The sequence below is a fragment of the Actinopolymorpha sp. NPDC004070 genome (assembly GCF_040610475.1).
GTDB lineage: Bacteria > Actinomycetota > Actinomycetes > Propionibacteriales > Actinopolymorphaceae > Actinopolymorpha.
The window spans coordinates 247,332-263,929 of the sequence record NZ_JBEXMJ010000011.1; the positions used below are offsets into that span (position 1 = coordinate 247,332).

Genomic DNA, 16,598 nt, shown 5'->3' on the forward strand with positions numbered 1-16,598 from the left:
GCGATGCACGAGGTCGCGGTCAAGGCGGCACGCTTCCTCGCCGAGCATGCCACCGAGCCGATCCACCTGGGCGACGTCGCCGACCACGTGGGCTACAGCCCGTTCCACCTCTCCCGGATCTTCGAACGCCACCTCGGCCTCCCACCGGGCCAGTTCCTCGGTGCGCACCGGTTCCAGCACGCCAAGCGGCTGCTGCTCGACAGCGAGGAACGCGTCATCGACGTCTGCTTCGCGGTCGGCTTCACCTCCGTGGGCACGTTCACCAGCAGGTTCGCGGCCTCCGTCGGCGTCGGACCGCGCGAGTTCCGGCGGATCCCGGAGGCACTCGCGGACGGACCGCCGCGGCCGGTGAGCCGGCCAGGCGGTGATCCGCACGGCGGCGTGGTCGCCGGAGTCGCCCAGCTCAGCCCCGCCGCCGTGGCCGCGCTGGGCGGTTCCGCCGCCGTCTACGTCGGCGTGTTCACCCGGCGTGCCCCACGCGGCACGCCGGTGAGTGGCGCCCTGCTCGACGACGGTGGCTCCTTCGTCCTCACCGGTGTCCCACCGGGCAGCTACTGGCTGCTCGCCGCCGCACTGCCCGGGCGCGCCGACCCGCTGGGGCAGCTCCTCCCCGAGTGCGGTGTCAGCGGTCACTCGCCGTGGCCGGTGCGAGTGACGCCGAGCGCGCCGCCGATCCACCGCGACGTCCACCTCGACCTCACGCCGTCCTGGTCCGCGCCTGTCGTCGTGGCGCTACCGCCACTGGCCTGCGGAAGCGCAAGATTGGAGAAGACGGCGGCCGGTCGGACCGCTAGCTTGACCTCGGGGCACGCAGGGTAGACAGCTGCGCGGCGCGGGCCGCGACGAAGGAGCACACAGTGAGCGGCGTACGCGTTCTGGTCGGCACCCGCAAGGGCGCCTTCATCCTCACCTCCGACGGCCGGCGCCAGGACTGGAACGTCGACGGACCACACTTCCCCGGCTGGGAGGTCTACCACGTGAAGGGGTCGCCGGCCGATCCCGACCGCCTGTACGCCGCGCAGTCCGGAGGCTGGTTCGGTCAGGTGATGCAGCGCTCCGACGACGGCGGAAAGACCTGGCAGCCGGTCGGCAACGACTTCAGTTACGACGGCACTCCCGGAACCCACCAGTGGTACGACGGCACCCCGCACCCCTGGGAGTTCGCCCGGGTGTGGCACCTGGAGCCCTCGGCGAGCGACCCCGACACCGTCTACGCCGGAGTCGAGGACGCCGCGTTGTTCCGTACCACCGACGGCGGCCAGTCCTGGGCCGAGGTGCCCGGCCTGCGCAACCACGGGTCCGGGTCCCACTGGCAGCCCGGCGCCGGCGGCATGTGCCTGCACACGATCCTGCTCCACCCCACCGACCCCGAGCGGATCTTCGTCGCCATCTCCGCCGCCGGGGCGTTCCGCACCGACGACGGTGGCAAGAGCTGGCAGCCGATCAACCGCGGCCTGAAGTCCGAGGGCATCCCCGACCCGAATGCCGAGGTCGGCCACTGCGTCCACCGCCTCACGATGCACCCGTCCCGCCCGGACGTGCTGTACATGCAGAAGCACTGGGACGTCATGCGCAGCGACGACGCCGGCGACTCGTGGTACGAGATCAGCGGCAACCTGCCCACCGACTTCGGCTTCCCGATCGACGTCCACGCGCACGAGCCGGAGACCGTCTACGTCGTCCCGATCACCAGCGACTCCCACCACTTCCCGCCCGAGGGGAAGCTGCGCGTCTACCGCAGCCGCACCGGCGGCAACGACTGGGAGCCGCTGACGAAGGGGCTCCCGCAGAGCCACTGCTACGTCAACGTGCTGCGCGACGCGATGGCGGTCGACTCGCTGGACTCCTGCGGTGTCTACTTCGGTACGACCGGCGGCCAGGTCTACGCCTCCGCCGACGCCGGCGACTCCTGGGCACCGATCGTGCGCGATCTGCCGGCGGTCCTGTCCGTCGAAGTCCAGACGCTGCCATGATCCGGGTCGTGCTCCCCGCGCACCTGCGCAGCCTGTCGGGGGCCGACCGCGAGGTGCGGCTGGAGGTGCCCGGCGAGCCGACCCAGGCGCTGGTGCTGGACGCTCTGGAGGCCCGCTATCCGATGCTGCGGGGCACGATCCGCGACCCGAAGACTCGCCGGCGGCGGGCGTTCGTCCGGTTCTTCGCGTGCCAGCAGGACCTCTCCCACGACGATCCCGACAAGCCGCTGCCCGGCGAGGTGGCCGATGGCACCGAGCCGTTCCTGGTGGTCGGCGCCATGGCGGGCGGCTGAGCGGCAGTTCAGCCGGCCGCCCGGCGGGCTGGTCCGTCGGTCAGGTCGTCACGGGGACGGCGCGTACCCACGTTCCGTCCTCGGTGAGGTAGGCGTCCACCCGCAGCGCCACCTCGGCCAGCGCCTGCTCGAACTGCTCGGTGGTCAGCGGCCGGGAGAGGAACGTCTGCGTCCACACCGCGTCGGGGAAGGCGTACTCGAAAAGCACCGAGTTCACGCCGGGGCCGACGGGTTCGGACGAGACGACCCGGGCGACCCCGTCGCCGATCGGGCGCTCCCGGGGGACCACGTCGTGCCAGTCCCGGCCTTCCCGCTGGATCAGCACGCATCCGCCCGGCGCGAGATGGTTCAGGCAGGTACGCAGCAACCCCCGGCGGACATCCTCTGATCCGGCATGCACCAGGAACGACGCCAGGAGCACGACGTCGAAGCGTTCACCGAGGTCCAGCGTCTCGATCGGACTGAGCACGGTGCGAGCACCTCGGACGCGTTCCAGCATCTCCGGGGACTCGTCCACCGCGGTCACCGTGAACCCACGCTCGAGGAGGGGGTGCGTCGTCCGCCCGACGCCGCAGCCGAGCTCGAGGATCGTGGCGTCGGCCGGCACCGACGCGGCGATCAGGTCGGGCGAGTCGTCCACGGGGATCCTGCTGTAGAGCTCGACCGCGCAGCCGTCCGGTGTGATCGCTCCCGGCCCGGTGCCGTGGTAGCCCTCTCGCCGTCGTACTTCCATTCCGGCCACTCCTCCCGCTCGGTTGCACTTCTCGTTCGGTCAACGACGCAACCGGGCAGGTAGCTCCCTGGTGGCCGCCCACCGCGCGGTCCGCCCGAACGAGGCGGGTGACCGCGGGAGAACGCGGTGCACATGGAGCTGGACAGCACGACAGGCGCTGACGCCAGCGGGGGGTTCCGGCATCAACGCCTGTCGTGGTTCGGGGGGCGCGGAGGGTGCGCGGCCTAGCCGGGCCGCACCGCTCCGGCGTAGGGCATGTACGCCATCTTGATGTACTCGACGGTCTTACCCGGGCGCGGCGCGTGGATGACCATGCCGTTGCCCGCGTAGATGCCCACGTGGTGACGGTCGCTGTAGAAGAGCACCAGGTCGCCGGGCCGCAGCTGCGACTTGGAGATCTTGGTGGAGATGGCGTACTGCGAACGCGAGGAGTGGGGCAGCGAGACGCCGGCCGCGCGCCACGCGCCCATGGTGAGGCCGGAGCAGTCCCAGCTGTTGGGGCCGGCCGCACCGAAGACGTACGGCTCACCGAGCTGGGCCCTGGCGAACGCCAGGGCGGTCGCGCCGCGGCCACTGCCGGAGGGAGCCGGAGCAGGCTTGGGGGCGGGCGCGGGGCCCGGGTTGGACGGGAGGTCGGACTTCGGGGTGGTGCGGCCACCGCCGGTGCTGCGGGTCGACCGGGACTGGGCCTGCTCCCGTGCGGCCTGCTCGCGGGCGGCCTTCTCACGTGCAGCCTTCTCGGCGGCCGCGATGCGCCGCTTCTGCTCGGCGGTGAGGCGTTCGAGCAGCGCCTTGGCCTCCGCGACGTTACGCAGTGCGGTCTTTCGGCGGGCGTCGGCCTGGCTCTTGGCCTCGCGGTAACTCGCGAGCTCCGCCGACCGGGCCGCGCGCTGCTCGGCGAGCCTCTTCTGGCCCTCCTGCAGCTGCCGGAGCATGTCGCCCTGCTGCGCGTCGACGACCTTGACAGTGCGCATCCGGGCGAGGTACTCGTTCGGGTCCTTCGAGACCGCGAGCTGGGCGGTCATGTCGACGTTGCCGGCGCGGTACTGAGCCGCGGCGAACTGACCGATGTCGCCACGCAGCGCGCTCACCCGCTGCTGCTGGCGAGTGACGTCGGCGTCGAGGCTACGGACCCGGCGGTTGATGGCCGTCATCTTGTCACCCAGCTCGTTGGCCTGCTCGGTGACCTTCTCGGCCTTCGCGTACAGCTCGTCGACCTGCTGTCGGACCTCGCCGATGCTGCGCGTCGACGGCTCGGCGTAGCTCGAACCAGGAAGCGCGACCAGCGCGGCCAGCGTCGCCGTGGTGGTGCCGACGACGAACAACGCGCGCCCTGATCGGGCCCTGCGGGTTGTCACAGGCGGATGCCTTTCTTCCTCAACGCCTACCGGGTGAGCTGACGGGTTCGGGCCGGGAAGTTGCCCTACGGCGGACCTGGCGGTCAAGGTGCGACCGTCACGCCTGCCGATTCACCCCAGAAAACATGTGGTTCCCCGGCTCCCCGCAGGACCGATCCACTCGGATCGACCCAACAGGGACTAAGCGAGACATCTGCGCCGACCGGGACGGCCGACTCAAACTGGACAGATATCTGATGGAGACCATAGTGACCAGTCCGTGATCAATCAACACCGGCACCCCCGAGAAGTTGTCCGGAGATTCGACATTCGCAAAGTTTGTTCCCGCGTCGTGGGATCACAGCGGCGAACAGCCAAGTCACAGGTCGTCGAGGACGCCCACCGACGCCCTCCCGACCCGTCGTCGCGCGTCGTACGGCGTGGGGGCCCGAGTAGTAAGAGGGCGCGGAACCTGCCCCAGCCGGCGCGGAAGCATCTCGGCGCGACCACGGGTGCCGGCCTGCAAGGGGCCGCAGCGCGCGCATGCCTGGCTGCGGCAGGACATCGGAACATCGCAGTGCGGCCACATACGGCGAATGATCACAGTCTGGATACGGATCCCGGACACAGCCCCGGAAGACCGCTACGCTGCAGCACCGAAAACCCCGGTGCGGATCGGTTAACCGCCCGCCCGGTGACCCCCTAGAAAAGATGAGGCAGTCACTGTGATCATCCTCGGCATCATCCTCACGATCCTGGGCTTCGCCCTGGGCATCTCGATCCTCTCGACTATCGGCATCATCCTGCTGGTCATCGGAGTGGTGCTCTTCATCCTCGGAGCTATCGGCCGGCCGGTCGGTGGCCGGAAGGTCTGGTTCTGACCCGAGCGGTCCTCTGAGCCAACCGGTCCATCCGCCGCATGACGGCGGGCGACCGGGTTCGGCCGTTGCGCTGGCAGCCTTCCTTCGGGAAGGCTGCCAGCGACGTGCTTTTCCGGCCACAGTGAAGGACTTCCGCCGATGGCGTTGCTGCGTTGCGACTTCTTCTCCGAGGCACTCGAGCTCAGCACCTCGATGACGGTGATCCTGCCGCAGGAGACGACCACCCAGATCGGGATGTCCGGGGCCGCACGCGAAGGCGGTGCCCCCGTCCTCTATCTCCTGCACGGTCTGAGCGACGACGACACCATCTGGCTGCGGCGTACGTCCATCGAACGCTACGTGTCCACCCTCGGCCTCGCGGTCGTCATGCCTGCTGTGCACCGCAGCTTCTACGCCGACGAACTGCACGGCAACCGCTACTGGACGTTCCTTTCGGAGGAGCTTCCCTCGCTCGTCGGCCGGTTCTTCCGGGTGTCCGACCGGCGGGAGGACACGTTCGTCGCCGGCCTGTCGATGGGTGGGTACGGCGCCGTCAAGTGGGCCTTGCGCCAGCCGGAACGCTTCGCGGCGGCGGCCAGCCTTTCCGGTGCGCTCGACGTGGCCGACCCCGGTCTGCGGGAAGGCCGTGGCGGGCTCATCGACCGGGTCTTCGGCGACGAGGTCCGCGGCACCGACAACGACCTGCTGTGGTTGCTGGAGCAGGCCGCGAAGTCCGGCCGGGAGCTGCCGGCGCTACACGTCTCCTGCGGCACCGAGGATCACCTGCTGGCCCACAACCAAGCGTTCGTCGACACCGCCCGGCGCCTGGACGTGCCCGTCACGGTGGAGTACGAGCCGGGCGAGCACGAGTGGGGCCTGTGGGACCGCAAGATCCAGGACGTGCTCCGCTGGCTGCCGCTGTCCTGACGGCAGGCTGAGCGACCCCGGGCGGACCTGCCGCCCGGGGCACCACTCCGGCTCTCTGACTGCCGGCTACCGCCGACGGCTACTTGTAGTGCTTGGTGTAGCTCTCCTCGATCAGGTCGGCCCTGGACTGCAGCTGCTTCTGCAGCCGGCCGAACACCGCATCCACCGACTCGGTGGAGGAGTACAGCTTCTGCAGGCCGACGTCCATCATGTAACCGGCGTTGGACACCAGCGGGCGAACGAGGTCCTGCGGCTTGGTCTTCGGCAGCTGCCGCAGGGCGGTGGAGAAGTTGTCGTCCTGCTTGGTCAGCGCCACCAGCTTGGGGTCCTTCTGGGCCGCCTTCACCACCGGCAGGTAACCGCTGGCCATCGTCCACTGCGCCGACTTCGCGGGCTGGGCGAGGAACCGCAGGAACTCGAACGCCGCCTGCTTACGCTCGGCCGGGGCGTCCCGCAGGATCCCGAACCCGCTGCCCCCGGTGGGACAACCGAAGGCACCCTCGTGCTCGGGCAGGAAACCGGTGCCGATCTCGAAGCCCCCGGCCTTGGCCAGCTCGGAGGTGTTCTTCAGGCTGCCCGTGCTGAGTACGGTGCACGCGGTGACGCCCTGGCCGAAGTCGATGTCCGGCGTCTGGGAGAGGTAGGCGGCACGGTCCTTGCGGATGAAGTCGACCATCCACCGGCCGGCTGCCAGCGCCGGCTCGTCGCCGATGCTGATGTCCAGGCCCTTGGAGAAATTGCCGCCCCAGACCCAGACGTTGTTCTGGAAGTACCAGCTGGCGTAGGTGCCGCCCATCGCGAACGCCTTGGGCGTACCGCCCTTGCCCTTCACCTTCATCATCGCCGGCGCCCACTCGCGGAACTCCTCCCAGCTGCGGGGCGCCCGCGCGGGAAGCCCAGCCCGGGAGAAGATCTGCTTGTTGTAGTAGAAGAGCGGCGTGCTCCGGGCGAACGGTATCCACCACGTTCTGCCTTGGACCGTGCCCTCCTCGATGAACTGGTCGATGTAGGTGTGCGGGCCCAGCCGGTCGTCGAAGTAGGAGTTCACCGGCTCCAGTGCGTCGGCCAGGTGCATCTTGCGCCAGGTGATCTCGGAGAAGACCGCCAGGTCGGGAATCTGTTTGGCGATGATCGCCGCCGCGACCTTCTGCATCGTCTGCTCGTAGCTGCCCTGGAACTGCGCCTCGACGAAGATGCCGTTCTGCGACTGGTTGAACTCGTCTATCAGCTTCTGCAGCGCTTCCTGCAGGATCCCGCCGAAGGAGTGCCAGGCGACGACGTGGGTACGCCCGCGATACTCGCGCGGCGTGGCGCCGATGACCTGGGTGTAGGCACTGCCCCCGCAGCCGGCGAGCGCGCCCATTCCCACTCCGCCGAGCGTGGCCAGGAAGCCGCGGCGGCTCCACCGCGACATGTCGTTCCCCGTCATGCTTCTCCTCATGCCGCCGTCAACCCTTCGTTGCGCCCTGGGTGAGCCCCGCGATGATCTGCCGCTGCGCGAAGAAGAACACCACCAGCGGCGGCAGGACGACGAACACCGTCGCCGCCATCACCGCACCCCAGTTGGTGAAACCCTCGACGTTCTTCAGCATCAGCAGTCCGACCGGCAGGGTCCGCATCGAGTCGGTGCTCGTGGCGACCAGCGGCCAGATGAAGTCGTTCCACTTCTCCACCAGCGCGATGACGACGACCGTCACGACCATCGGACGCGACATCGGCAGGATGATGCTCCACAGGATCCGCAGGTGGCCGGCGCCGTCGACCTTGGCCGCCTCGCTCACCTCTCCCGGCAGCGTCATCATGTGCTGGCGCAGCAGGAACATCGCGAACACGCTGCCCACTCCGGGGATGACCAGCCCGGCGTAGGTGTTGACCCAGCCGAGGTTGGCGATCGTGAGGTAGTTGGGCAGGAGTACGACCGCGCCGGGCACCATCATCGCGCCCAGGAAGATCAGGAACACGAGGTTCTTGGCCGGGAAGCGCAGGTAGGCGAACGCGTACGACGACAACACCGCGACGCAGATCTGAATCAGCGCACCGGCCAGGGTGACCACGATCGAGTTGACGTAGAACCGGCCGAACGGCGCCGACGCCCAGGCGGCGGGGTAGTTGTCCCACACCCAGTGCAGCGGGAACCACTGGAATTGGAAGATCTCTCCCGACGGGGTGACCGAGGCGCTGAGCAGCCAGTAGATCGGGATGACGGCCACCAGCCCGACCACCACCAGCAGGACGTACAGGCCGCCGCGGCCGAGAGGGTTGCGCCGAGTGCCCCGGCTGGTCGTGTTGTTGCTCGTCTCGCGTCGGCTTCCGACCACGGCGCTCATCGGTAGTGCACCCTTCGTTCCATGAACCGCGCCTGTGCACCGGTGATGGCCAACAGGATCACGAACATCACGATCGCCCCGGCGCCCGCGTGCCCGGCGTCGAGCGCCTGGAAGGCCTGCTGGTAGACGTACCAGGACAGGGTTGTCGTCGCGTCACCCGGACCGCCGCCGGTCATGATCGCGATGATGTCGAACGCCTGGAAGGTGCCGATGACGCTGGTGATGGCGATGAAGAACGTCACCGGCGACAGCAGCGGCAGGGTGAGCCGGCGGAACAACGTCCACGCACCCGCCCCGTCGATGCGGGCCGCTTCGTACAGGTCGGTGGGCAGGCCCTGGAGTCCGGCGAGGTAGACGACCGCGACGAAGCCGAGGTTCTTCCACAGATACACGATGATCAGGCCGGGCAGCGCCCACGCGGAGTCGGTCATCCAGGCCGGCGAGGCGACCCCGAGCGGGGTGAGCAGCGCCTTCAGCAGGCCGTAGCTGGGGTCGAAGATGAACAGCCAGATCGTGCCGATCGCCGCGCCGCTCAGGATGTGTGGCGCGAACGACATCGTGCGGACGAAGTTTCGCCCGCCCAGCGCCTGGTTGAGCAGCAGCGCGATCGCGAGGCCCGCGACCATGCTCACCACCACGACCACACCGGAGAACAGCACCGTCCGCACGAGCACGGAGTAGAAGTCGGGGTCGGTGAACATGTCGGCGTAGTTGGCCAGGCCGACGAACGGCTTGGTCGGGGACAGCAGGTCCCAGCTCGTCAGGCTGAGATAGCCGTTGTAGACCACGGGCCAGTACGCGAAGACCCCCAGCAGGACGACGTTCGGCGCCACGAACGCGAGGAACAGGAGGTACTCGCGGCGCCGCACCCGGGTCCGCGGGTCACCACCGCGTGGTCGCGGCCGTGCGCGGCTCGGCGCAGTCGCCGCGGACGTTTGGTCGGTAGTGGTCAAACGAATCGTCCTTCCCCGTCAAGACGCCGGCACCGCACACGGCGCCTTTCGGACGAACGATCCGAGACTCCAGCAGACACAGGGATCCGCGGCGGCGGCGATGGTGGCAGGCGGTAGGTTATGGGCTGCGGAGCGCTCATGCAAGCGTTTCACGTGCAACGCGCCCTTGTCGGTGCTTACTGCCAGGATGGCCCGCATGCTCGACCATCTCTCGATCCAGTGCGCGGACGTGCCGGCCGGCGCCGCTTTCTACGACGCGGCGTTCGTCCGCGAGCCCGACGGCAACAACGTCGAGGCGGTCTGCCACGCGCCGGAGTGACCGAGGGCCAGGTGCCAAGCCGACCTTGCCGGTCGACGCTTTCGCGGCGCACCTTGACCTTGTCGTTGGCGGCAGGGCCGGATCCTCGACCGCATGAACCACAACGACAACAAGTCAACGCACCCAGGTGACCGGGTGGTCGTGCTGACGGGGGCGGGTACGGGCATCGGCCGGGCGACCGCCCGGGAGTTCGCGGCGATGGGAGCGCACGTCGTCGCGGTCGGGCGTCGGCCGAGGCGCTGCGGACGACCGCCGCCGACAGTCCACGCATCCGGCCTCTCGTCGCCGACATCACCGCCGACGAGGCCCCGGACCGGATCGTGCACGAAGCCGTCGCGTCCTACGGCCGGCTCGACGTGCTGGTCAACAACGCCGACGATCGTCGGAAGTGGCTCACTCGGCTCCTTCACACCCACGTCGATCGGTCCGCAACTGGCGACCAACCTGGTGGCACCGATCCTGCTCACCCAGGCCGCCCTGCCGGCGCTGGAGACCGCCGGTGGTGTCGTCGTGAACGTCAGCACGTCGATCGGTCGACGAGCCTGGCCCGGCAACTCCGTCCACGCGGCGACCAAGACCGCCCTGGAGTTGCTCACCCGCAGCTGGGCGGTCGAGCTCGCACCGCGCGGCGTGCGGGTGGTCGTGCTCGACGAACGCATCGCCGCCCAGACCCGGGCCCGCGACCGGCTGGCGGCGGCGCTGCGCAGGGTCCGCTGACCGACGGCGGCGTTCCGGCCCGCTCACCTCCCGGTCGTCGCGGCCGACGTGGAATGGTGGACGCATGACGCACACCGACCCACGTACGACCAAGCCGTTGAAGTTCGCCGCCGTCGGCCTCGACCACGGTCACATCCTCGGTCTCGTGCACGGCCTGATCGAGGCGGGTGCGGAGTGCGCCGGCCTATGGAGTGAGACCGACACCCCGCACACGGCGGCGCTGGCCGAGCGGGCTCCGCAGATCCCCCGCGTGGCCGAGGCGGACGAGCTCCTCACCGACCCTGACATCGCGCTGATCGTCACCGCCGCCGTCCCCGTCCGCCGGGCCGGGATCGCGGTCGCGGCGATGCGCAACGGCAAGGACGTGGTGGCGGACAAACCGGGCGCCATCACCCTGGACCAGCTCGCCGAGGTGAAGACGGCGGTGGCCGAGACCGGACGCTTCTGGTCGGTGGCGTTCTCCGAGCGCACCGCGTCCAGGGCGACCGTGCACGCCCGCCGGCTGATCGAGGAGGGCGCGATCGGGCAGGTCGTCCAGACCATGGGGACGGGCCCCCACCACCTGCGCCCGCACACCCGCCCGTCGTGGACCTTCGACCCGGGGCTGGCCGGCGGCATCCTCGCCGACATCGCGTCCCACCAGGTCGACCAGTTCCTCTACCTCACCGGCTCGACCACCGCCGAGGTGGTGTCGTCGACGGTCGGCAACTTCGCCCACCCGGAGTACCCCGAGTTCGAGGACTTCGGTGAGGTCGTACTGCGCAGCCCGAACGCCCACGGCTACGCCCGGGTCGACTGGTACACCCCCGACGGGCTTGGCGTCTGGGGCGACGGCCGGCTCACCGTGCTCGGCACGGAGGGCTACATCGAGGTACGCAAGAACATCGACCTGCTCGGCCGGCCGGGTGGCGACCACCTGTTCCTGGTCAACGGCAAGGACACGCAGTACCTCGACAGCGGCGACGTCGAGCTGCCGTACTTCCCGGCCATCCTCGACGACGTCGTGCGACGCGGCGACACCGCGATCCCCCAGGACCTGGTGTTCACCGCGACCGAGCTGGCGCTCACCGCCCAGGCCAACGCCACGCGCGTGGGCGGCCTGCGCTGACGACGTCCGCTCGCCGCGCGGCCGGGCGTACGCCGGATTGATCGGTCTGAGTGCTCAAACTCAGCGAATTCTGCTGTTGGACTACTGGCTGCCCGCCTCGGAGGATGGAGAGCATGGAATTCACTCACCTCGGTCGTACCGGCCTCAAGGTCAGCCGACTCTGCCTGGGCACGATGAACTTCGGTCCGCACACGACAGAGGCTGACTCGCACGCGATCATGGACGCCGCGCACGACAAGGGCGTCAACTTCTTCGACACCGCCAACGTCTACGGCGGCGCGGAGAACAAGGGCAGCACCGAGACGATCGTCGGCAACTGGTTCGCCCAGGGCGGTGGCCGCCGCGAGCGCACCGTGCTGGCCACCAAGGTCTACGGCGACATGGGCGACTGGCCGAACGAGGGCCGGCTGTCCGCGCTGAACCTCCGCCGCGCGCTCGACGCCAGCCTCAAGCGGCTGCAGACGGACTACATCGACCTGTACCAGTTCCACCACGTCGACCGGGAAACGCCGTGGGAGGAGATCTGGCAGGCCCTCGACGTGGCCGTCCAGCAGGGCAAGATCCTCTACGTCGGCAGCAGCAACTTCGCCGGCTGGCACATCGCACAGGCCCAGGAGGCCGCTGCGCGCCGCAACTTCGTCGGCCTGGTCAGCGAGCAGTCGAAGTACAACCTGCTCGCCCGCGCGGTCGAGCTCGAGGTGCTGCCGGCCGCCCAGCACTACGGCCTCGGCGTCATCCCGTGGTCGCCGCTGGCAGGTGGACTGCTCGGCGGTGTTCTCCGCAAGGAGAACGAGGGCAAGCGCCGCCAGCAGGCCGAGGCGATCCAGAAGCACCGGCCGCAGCTGGAGGCGTACGAGAACCTCGCCGCCGAGCTCGGACACGAGCCCGGCGACGTGGCCCTGGCCTGGCTGCTCGCGCAGCCTGCCGTGACCGCGCCGATCATCGGGCCGCGCACGATGGAGCAGCTCGACGCCGCCGAGCGCGCGCTGGACGTCCGGCTGGACGACAAGACGCTCGACCGGCTGAACGAGATCTTCCCCGGACACCGCACCGCGCCCGAGGACTACGCCTGGTAGACCCTCGCCCGGTAGGTAGCTCTACCTGGTAGGTCACGCAGCACCGAAGCCTCCCGGCCCCTGGCGTACGCGCGTCGACTCGGGGTTCCTCCCCGGCCCATCTCGGGCCACATCTGGGTGAGGACACCGATGACGGCGTACGCCTCGGGACGGGAGGCTTCGTTCGTGCCCGAGACCGAGACGTCCTCACCGGCCACGTCGGCCACCTCCGCGCCGGTCACCCCGATCGTCCCTGCTTCGGCGAGCGCGCCAAGCGCGTCGCCTGCGCCGAGCGCGCCGAGCCTGACGGGCGGGTGCGCTGTGGCCGCTCCGCTCCTGCTGCTGGCGTACGGCCTGCTCCGGCTGCTCGACGGCCTGGACGGTTCGCACGGACCGGGCCTGGCCTGGAACCTCGGCCACCTGGCGTTCCTGGCCTCCGTCGCGGCGTTCGGCGTCCTCCTGGTCGGTCTGCGGCGACTGGCGCCGACCGGAAGCCGGCGCGACCGGGTGGGTGCGACCGTCGCCACGGCGGTCGCCCTGGCCGGGGTCGCGGCCTTCTGCTGGGTGATCCTCGGCGATCTGCTGCCGGCTTGGAAGGACGTCACACCGCAGCCGGAGCCGTTGTTCGTAGCCGGTCCGCTGAGTTTCGTGCTCGGTCTGCTCGTGCTGCTCGTCCAGCTCGCCGCCGTCGCGCCCCGGCGCCTGTCGGCGTGGAGTCCGCTGCTGGTGCTCGCGGGGTTCGCTGCGCTCGCGGTCGACCTGGACCTGCTGCCGCTCGGTGCGCTGCTCGTGCTGGCCGGTCTCGCCCCGGTCCGTCACGTGCACCGGCCTGCGATGATCGGGGAATGAGCGGGACAGGCGGGCACGGGGACCTTCGAGAGCTGCTTCCGGTCGTGCTGAGCTGGCTGGACGCGGGCCGACGGTGCGCGGTGGCGACGGTCGTGGCCACGTTCGACAGTGCTCCCCGCGACGTCGGCGCCGCCATGGCGGTCACCTCGGACGGCGCGGTGGTCGGCAGCGTGTCCGGCGGCTGCGTCGAGGCCGCGGTGTACGACCGGGCGCTGGCGGTGCTGGCCGACGGCCGGCCCGTCCTGGAGCGGTACGCCGTCAGCGACGAGGACGCCTTCGCGGCCGGCCTGACCTGCGGCGGAACCATCGAGGTTCTGGTCGAACCCGCCGACCCGGCGCTGCTCCGCAGGCTCGACGCGGCCGTTCGTACGCCGGAGCCGGTGGCGAGCGTGACGGTGGTCAGCGGTGCCGAGCCGGCCGGAACGCGGCTGCTGGTCTCCACGGGGAACACGTACGGTTCGCTGCCCAATCCCGGCGAGCAGGCGGCGCAGGGGCTGGTTGCCGAGGTTCGCACGATGCTCGCCGAGGGCGAGTCCGGGATCCGGCACCTCCCTTCGGCGGAACCGCTCACCGTCCTCGTCCAGGCGTACCTCCCGCCGGCCCGGATGCTCGTGTTCGGCGCCACCGACTTCGCCGCCGCGGTGACCTCGGCCGGTGCGTTCCTCGGCTACCGCGTGACCGTCTGCGACGCCCGACCCGTCTTCGCCACCGCCGAACGCGTGCCCGACGCGGCCGAGGTCGTCGTCGACTGGCCGCACAGGTACCTGGCGCGGGAGGACGCCGCCGGCCGGCTGGACCGGCGCACCGTGGTCTGCGTACTCACCCACGACCCGAAGTTCGACGTGCCGTTGCTCGAGCTCGCGCTGCGCGGCCCGGCGGCCTACGTGGGCCTGCTCGGCAGCCGGCGGACGGCCGACGACCGCCTGACCCGGCTGCGCGAGCGCGGGCTCACCGACGCCGAACTCCGCCGGCTGTCCGCGCCGATCGGGCTCGACCTCGGTGGCCGTACGCCGGCGGAGACGGCGATCTCGGTGGCGGCGGAGATCGTCGCCTGCCGCCGCGGCGGTTCCGGACGGCGGCTCACCCACACCGCCGGCCCGATCCACGACCGGCCGACCCACGACCGGCCGACCCAGGACCGGCCGACCCAGGACCGGCCGACCCAGGACCGGACGGCCTCGCTCTGACCGCAGCGGCGGGGGGGTGTCTCTATGTCGTTGTCAAGCCGCGACGGTGTTCGGTGTGGGTTCTGGGGTGGCGGGGTGCTGGTAGGGCCGGCGGTCGCGGAGCATGGCGTAGAGGACGTCGACGCGGCGGCGGGCGAGGCAGATCAGGGCGGCGTTGTGGCGTTTGCCTTGGGCTCGTTTCCGGTCGTAGTAGGCGCGGCTGGTGGGGTCGGCGAGACTGGCGAATGCCGACAAGAAGAGGGCGCTCTTGAGGGCGTGGTTACCGCGTTGGGAGCGGGTCTCGCCCTTGATCGAGGTTCCGGATCTGCGGGTGACGGGGGCCAGGCCGGCGTAGGCGGCCAGGTGTCCGGGGGAAGGGAAGGCGGAGCCGTCACCGACGATGGTCAAGATCTTCAGGGCGGTCCTGAACCCGACGCCGGGCATCGAGGTCAGGACCTTGGCAAGAGGGTGGGCCTCCAAGCGGGCCTCCAGGTCGGTAGGTCGGCGATTCGGCGCATCGCCAGCCCTGGCAGGTAGCCCACGTCGATGCTCAGCGAGCGGGCCACCGCGATGCAGTCTCGTCGTTGGGCAGAGGCCGGTCGTAGAGCCGGTTCCCGGCCGGGTCCAGCGCGCACGCGTGGTGCTCGCTCTTACCGACATCCACCCCGCAGTACACCCCGTAGCCTCGGCCGGGGCTCTTGTCGGATCGGGACAACACGTCCTCCCACATCGAAACGGGCAGACCGACCAGCGGACACCGCGCAGGCAGCCACGTTACGAGCAGACATGTGGATCAACCAGGTCTCTATCAGCGGTCTCGGCGTCCCCGTACCACGGTGACAACACCCCCCAGATCATGGTCGACAGGGGCGCTCAGTCATGCCGCGGCCGGTGGCCTGCAGCCCCTCTCCAGGGCTGCTCAAGAAGGTAACGGGAGGCGTCACCGGGCGCGGGTCAGGTGGTGGTAGCCCAGGGTCGCGATGCTGAGGGTGACGCCCCAGGCCAGGAAGAGCACCTCGGTTCCGGTGATCGCCCAGGACGACGCGAGCCCTGCCCAGGTGGTCTGGCCGTCGAGGAGCGCGGTGGCGATCATCGACACACCGATCACGCCGTACGACGTGACCGCCACGGAGATCACGCCGGCGGGAACCAGTGCGAGCAGACGGGGAACCCGGCGGCCCCCGAGCCGCGGCACCCAGCGCGGGAACTCCTGTCCCCACCGGGCGGCGAGTCCCAGGGTGAGCAGCCCACCGAGCGCTGGTACGCCGCAGAGTGCGAGGCCCATCGGGACGGTGATGTCCTCGCGAATCTCCGCCAGCATCCGCGCCGGGATTCCGAACCGGACGCCGAGCAGCCACAGGGTGTGCGGCATCGTCCAGCCGAGCAGCGGCAGGACGAACCCGGCACGGGCCCAGGCGCGCAACCACCCGGGTGCCGGGCGAACCCCGGCCGGGCGCCGTACTCCCTGCGTCCGCGGGCCGGCTGCGACCGCGGCGGCGGCGACCAGCAGGCCCCCGCCGAGGAGCACCACGCGGTTGCCCAGGTCGCGCCAGTCGGTGGGGTGGCCGGCAGCGGCGGCGAACTCGAACACCAGGTGTCCCGGGAACGACAGTGCGACCAGGACGGCGGCGGACATCCACAACCCGGCGGCCACCACCCGTCCGGGCCGGATGACGCCGAGCGCCGTCACTGCGACCAGGGCAGCGCACAGGGCGACCGCGCCCCAGCCGGACCAGAACGGCAGGGACTCCAGCCGGTCCGCGCGGCATCCGATGGCCACCTGCTCGGCGGTGTGCTCCACGGTGCGGTCGCACGCGGTGTAACCCCACCGGCTGCCGGTGGCCCACAGGAGGCGGAGCATGGCGTAGGCGCCGGCGAACACGAACGCCGCGAGCACCTGGGCCGGGCGACGTCCGGTCCTGGTCGTGCTCCGGGGCACCGCGCCGGCGGTCACGGGCGAGTTGTCGGTCATGCCTCGACG

General features: G+C 70.3%; 19 protein-coding genes, 1 pseudogene and 1 riboswitch. Of the genes and pseudogenes, 11 read left to right on the top strand and 9 right to left on the bottom strand.

Going from position 1 to position 16,598, the window contains the following annotated elements; genetic code table 11:
• The first annotated feature begins 3 nt into the window (after window positions 1-3).
• The 3 genes from ABZV93_RS21230 to ABZV93_RS21240 are packed head-to-tail and all read left to right on the top strand — an operon-like array spanning window position 4 to window position 2,266.
• On the top strand, window positions 4-819 hold the full coding sequence (locus ABZV93_RS21230) for a helix-turn-helix transcriptional regulator (RefSeq protein WP_354938795.1): 816 nt from the start codon (window positions 4-6) through the stop codon (window positions 817-819).
• A gap of 38 nt (window positions 820-857) precedes the next feature.
• A complete protein-coding gene (locus ABZV93_RS21235; protein ID WP_354938797.1) occupies window positions 858-1,973 on the top strand; it encodes an exo-alpha-sialidase in 1,116 nt (371 codons plus the stop codon).
• An 8-nt stretch (window positions 1,974-1,981) separates the two neighbouring features.
• On the top strand, window positions 1,982-2,266 hold the full coding sequence (locus ABZV93_RS21240) for a hypothetical protein (RefSeq protein ID WP_354938799.1): 285 nt from the start codon (window positions 1,982-1,984) through the stop codon (window positions 2,264-2,266).
• Window positions 2,267-2,306: 40 nt separating this feature from the next.
• On the opposite strand, the gene ABZV93_RS21245 is transcribed toward ABZV93_RS21240, so the two are convergent.
• The gene (locus ABZV93_RS21245) at window positions 2,307-2,999 is read right to left on the bottom strand and encodes a methyltransferase (RefSeq protein WP_354938801.1); all 693 of its coding nucleotides are present in this window, start codon (window positions 2,997-2,999) and stop codon (window positions 2,307-2,309) included.
• Between the two features lie 224 nt (window positions 3,000-3,223).
• Window positions 3,224-4,357 carry an NlpC/P60 family protein gene (locus tag ABZV93_RS21250; RefSeq protein WP_354938803.1) on the bottom strand — a complete coding sequence of 378 codons (1,134 nt, stop codon included), beginning with the start codon at window positions 4,355-4,357 and terminating at the stop codon, window positions 3,224-3,226.
• A 9-nt stretch (window positions 4,358-4,366) separates the two neighbouring features.
• Window positions 4,367-4,554, bottom strand: a riboswitch (cyclic di-AMP (ydaO/yuaA leader).
• A 507-nt stretch (window positions 4,555-5,061) separates the two neighbouring features.
• Here ABZV93_RS21250 and ABZV93_RS21255 point away from each other — a divergent pair.
• Window positions 5,062-5,217: a hypothetical protein gene (locus tag ABZV93_RS21255; RefSeq protein WP_092650604.1), complete on the top strand. Its 156-nt coding sequence runs from the start codon at window positions 5,062-5,064 to the stop codon at window positions 5,215-5,217.
• A gap of 138 nt (window positions 5,218-5,355) precedes the next feature.
• Entirely contained in the window at window positions 5,356-6,123 is a 768-nt protein-coding gene (locus tag ABZV93_RS21260) for an alpha/beta hydrolase family protein (protein WP_354938805.1), read from the top strand.
• A 79-nt stretch (window positions 6,124-6,202) separates the two neighbouring features.
• Here the strand turns inward: ABZV93_RS21260 and ABZV93_RS21265 are convergent, their stop codons facing one another.
• From ABZV93_RS21265 to ABZV93_RS21275, 3 genes are read right to left on the bottom strand one after another with little or no spacing between them, the layout of a single operon-like run.
• On the bottom strand, window positions 6,203-7,552 hold the full coding sequence (locus tag ABZV93_RS21265) for an ABC transporter substrate-binding protein (RefSeq protein ID WP_354938807.1): 1,350 nt from the start codon (window positions 7,550-7,552) through the stop codon (window positions 6,203-6,205).
• Between the two features lie 19 nt (window positions 7,553-7,571).
• A complete protein-coding gene (locus ABZV93_RS21270; RefSeq protein ID WP_354938809.1) occupies window positions 7,572-8,450 on the bottom strand; it encodes a carbohydrate ABC transporter permease in 879 nt (292 codons plus the stop codon).
• Window positions 8,447-9,319: a sugar ABC transporter permease gene (locus tag ABZV93_RS21275; RefSeq protein WP_354938811.1), complete on the bottom strand. Its 873-nt coding sequence runs from the start codon at window positions 9,317-9,319 to the stop codon at window positions 8,447-8,449. Before ABZV93_RS21275 ends, ABZV93_RS21270 begins: the two co-directional genes overlap by 4 nt.
• 280 nt (window positions 9,320-9,599) lie before the next feature.
• On the opposite strand from ABZV93_RS21275, the gene ABZV93_RS21280 reads away from it, so the two are divergent.
• The 4 genes from ABZV93_RS21280 (at window position 9,600) to ABZV93_RS21295 (ending at window position 12,623) form a co-directional block, all read left to right on the top strand.
• A complete protein-coding gene (locus tag ABZV93_RS21280) occupies window positions 9,600-9,722 on the top strand; it encodes a hypothetical protein (protein WP_354938813.1) in 123 nt (40 codons plus the stop codon).
• A 93-nt stretch (window positions 9,723-9,815) separates the two neighbouring features.
• Complete coding sequence (locus tag ABZV93_RS21285; protein WP_354938815.1) at window positions 9,816-10,439, top strand: SDR family NAD(P)-dependent oxidoreductase; 624 nt, start codon at window positions 9,816-9,818, stop codon at window positions 10,437-10,439.
• Between the two features lie 64 nt (window positions 10,440-10,503).
• Window positions 10,504-11,547 (top strand): Gfo/Idh/MocA family oxidoreductase, encoded by a 1,044-nt coding sequence (locus ABZV93_RS21290; protein WP_354938817.1) that lies wholly within the window; start codon window positions 10,504-10,506, stop codon window positions 11,545-11,547.
• A gap of 113 nt (window positions 11,548-11,660) precedes the next feature.
• The gene (locus ABZV93_RS21295; RefSeq protein ID WP_354938819.1) at window positions 11,661-12,623 is read left to right on the top strand and encodes an aldo/keto reductase; all 963 of its coding nucleotides are present in this window, start codon (window positions 11,661-11,663) and stop codon (window positions 12,621-12,623) included.
• Here ABZV93_RS21295 and ABZV93_RS21300 read toward each other — a convergent pair.
• The gene (locus ABZV93_RS21300) at window positions 12,611-12,844 is read right to left on the bottom strand and encodes a hypothetical protein (RefSeq protein ID WP_354938821.1); all 234 of its coding nucleotides are present in this window, start codon (window positions 12,842-12,844) and stop codon (window positions 12,611-12,613) included. The two genes, ABZV93_RS21295 and ABZV93_RS21300, sit on opposite strands and share 13 nt — an antisense overlap.
• Window positions 12,845-12,923: 79 nt before the next feature.
• Here ABZV93_RS21300 and ABZV93_RS21305 point away from each other — a divergent pair, with 79 nt between their 5' ends.
• Both ABZV93_RS21305 and ABZV93_RS21310 read left to right on the top strand, forming a co-directional pair.
• Complete coding sequence (locus tag ABZV93_RS21305; protein WP_354938823.1) at window positions 12,924-13,451, top strand: hypothetical protein; 528 nt, start codon at window positions 12,924-12,926, stop codon at window positions 13,449-13,451.
• On the top strand, window positions 13,448-14,638 hold the full coding sequence (locus tag ABZV93_RS21310; RefSeq protein ID WP_354938825.1) for an XdhC family protein: 1,191 nt from the start codon (window positions 13,448-13,450) through the stop codon (window positions 14,636-14,638). The genes ABZV93_RS21305 and ABZV93_RS21310 overlap by 4 nt, the downstream gene beginning before the upstream one ends.
• A 33-nt stretch (window positions 14,639-14,671) precedes the next feature.
• On the opposite strand, the pseudogene ABZV93_RS21315 reads toward ABZV93_RS21310, so the two are convergent.
• The 3 genes and pseudogenes from ABZV93_RS21315 to ABZV93_RS21325 all read right to left on the bottom strand — a co-directional run.
• Window positions 14,672-15,109: pseudogene (locus ABZV93_RS21315) on the bottom strand (transposase); the annotation flags it as partial.
• 58 nt (window positions 15,110-15,167) lie between these two features.
• Window positions 15,168-15,347 (bottom strand): transposase, encoded by a 180-nt coding sequence (locus tag ABZV93_RS21320; protein WP_354938827.1) that lies wholly within the window; start codon window positions 15,345-15,347, stop codon window positions 15,168-15,170.
• 210 nt (window positions 15,348-15,557) lie between these two features.
• Window positions 15,558-16,589, bottom strand: a complete 1,032-nt coding sequence (locus tag ABZV93_RS21325) for a hypothetical protein (RefSeq protein WP_354938829.1) — start codon at window positions 16,587-16,589, stop codon at window positions 15,558-15,560.
• Between the last annotated feature and the right edge of the window lie 9 nt (window positions 16,590-16,598).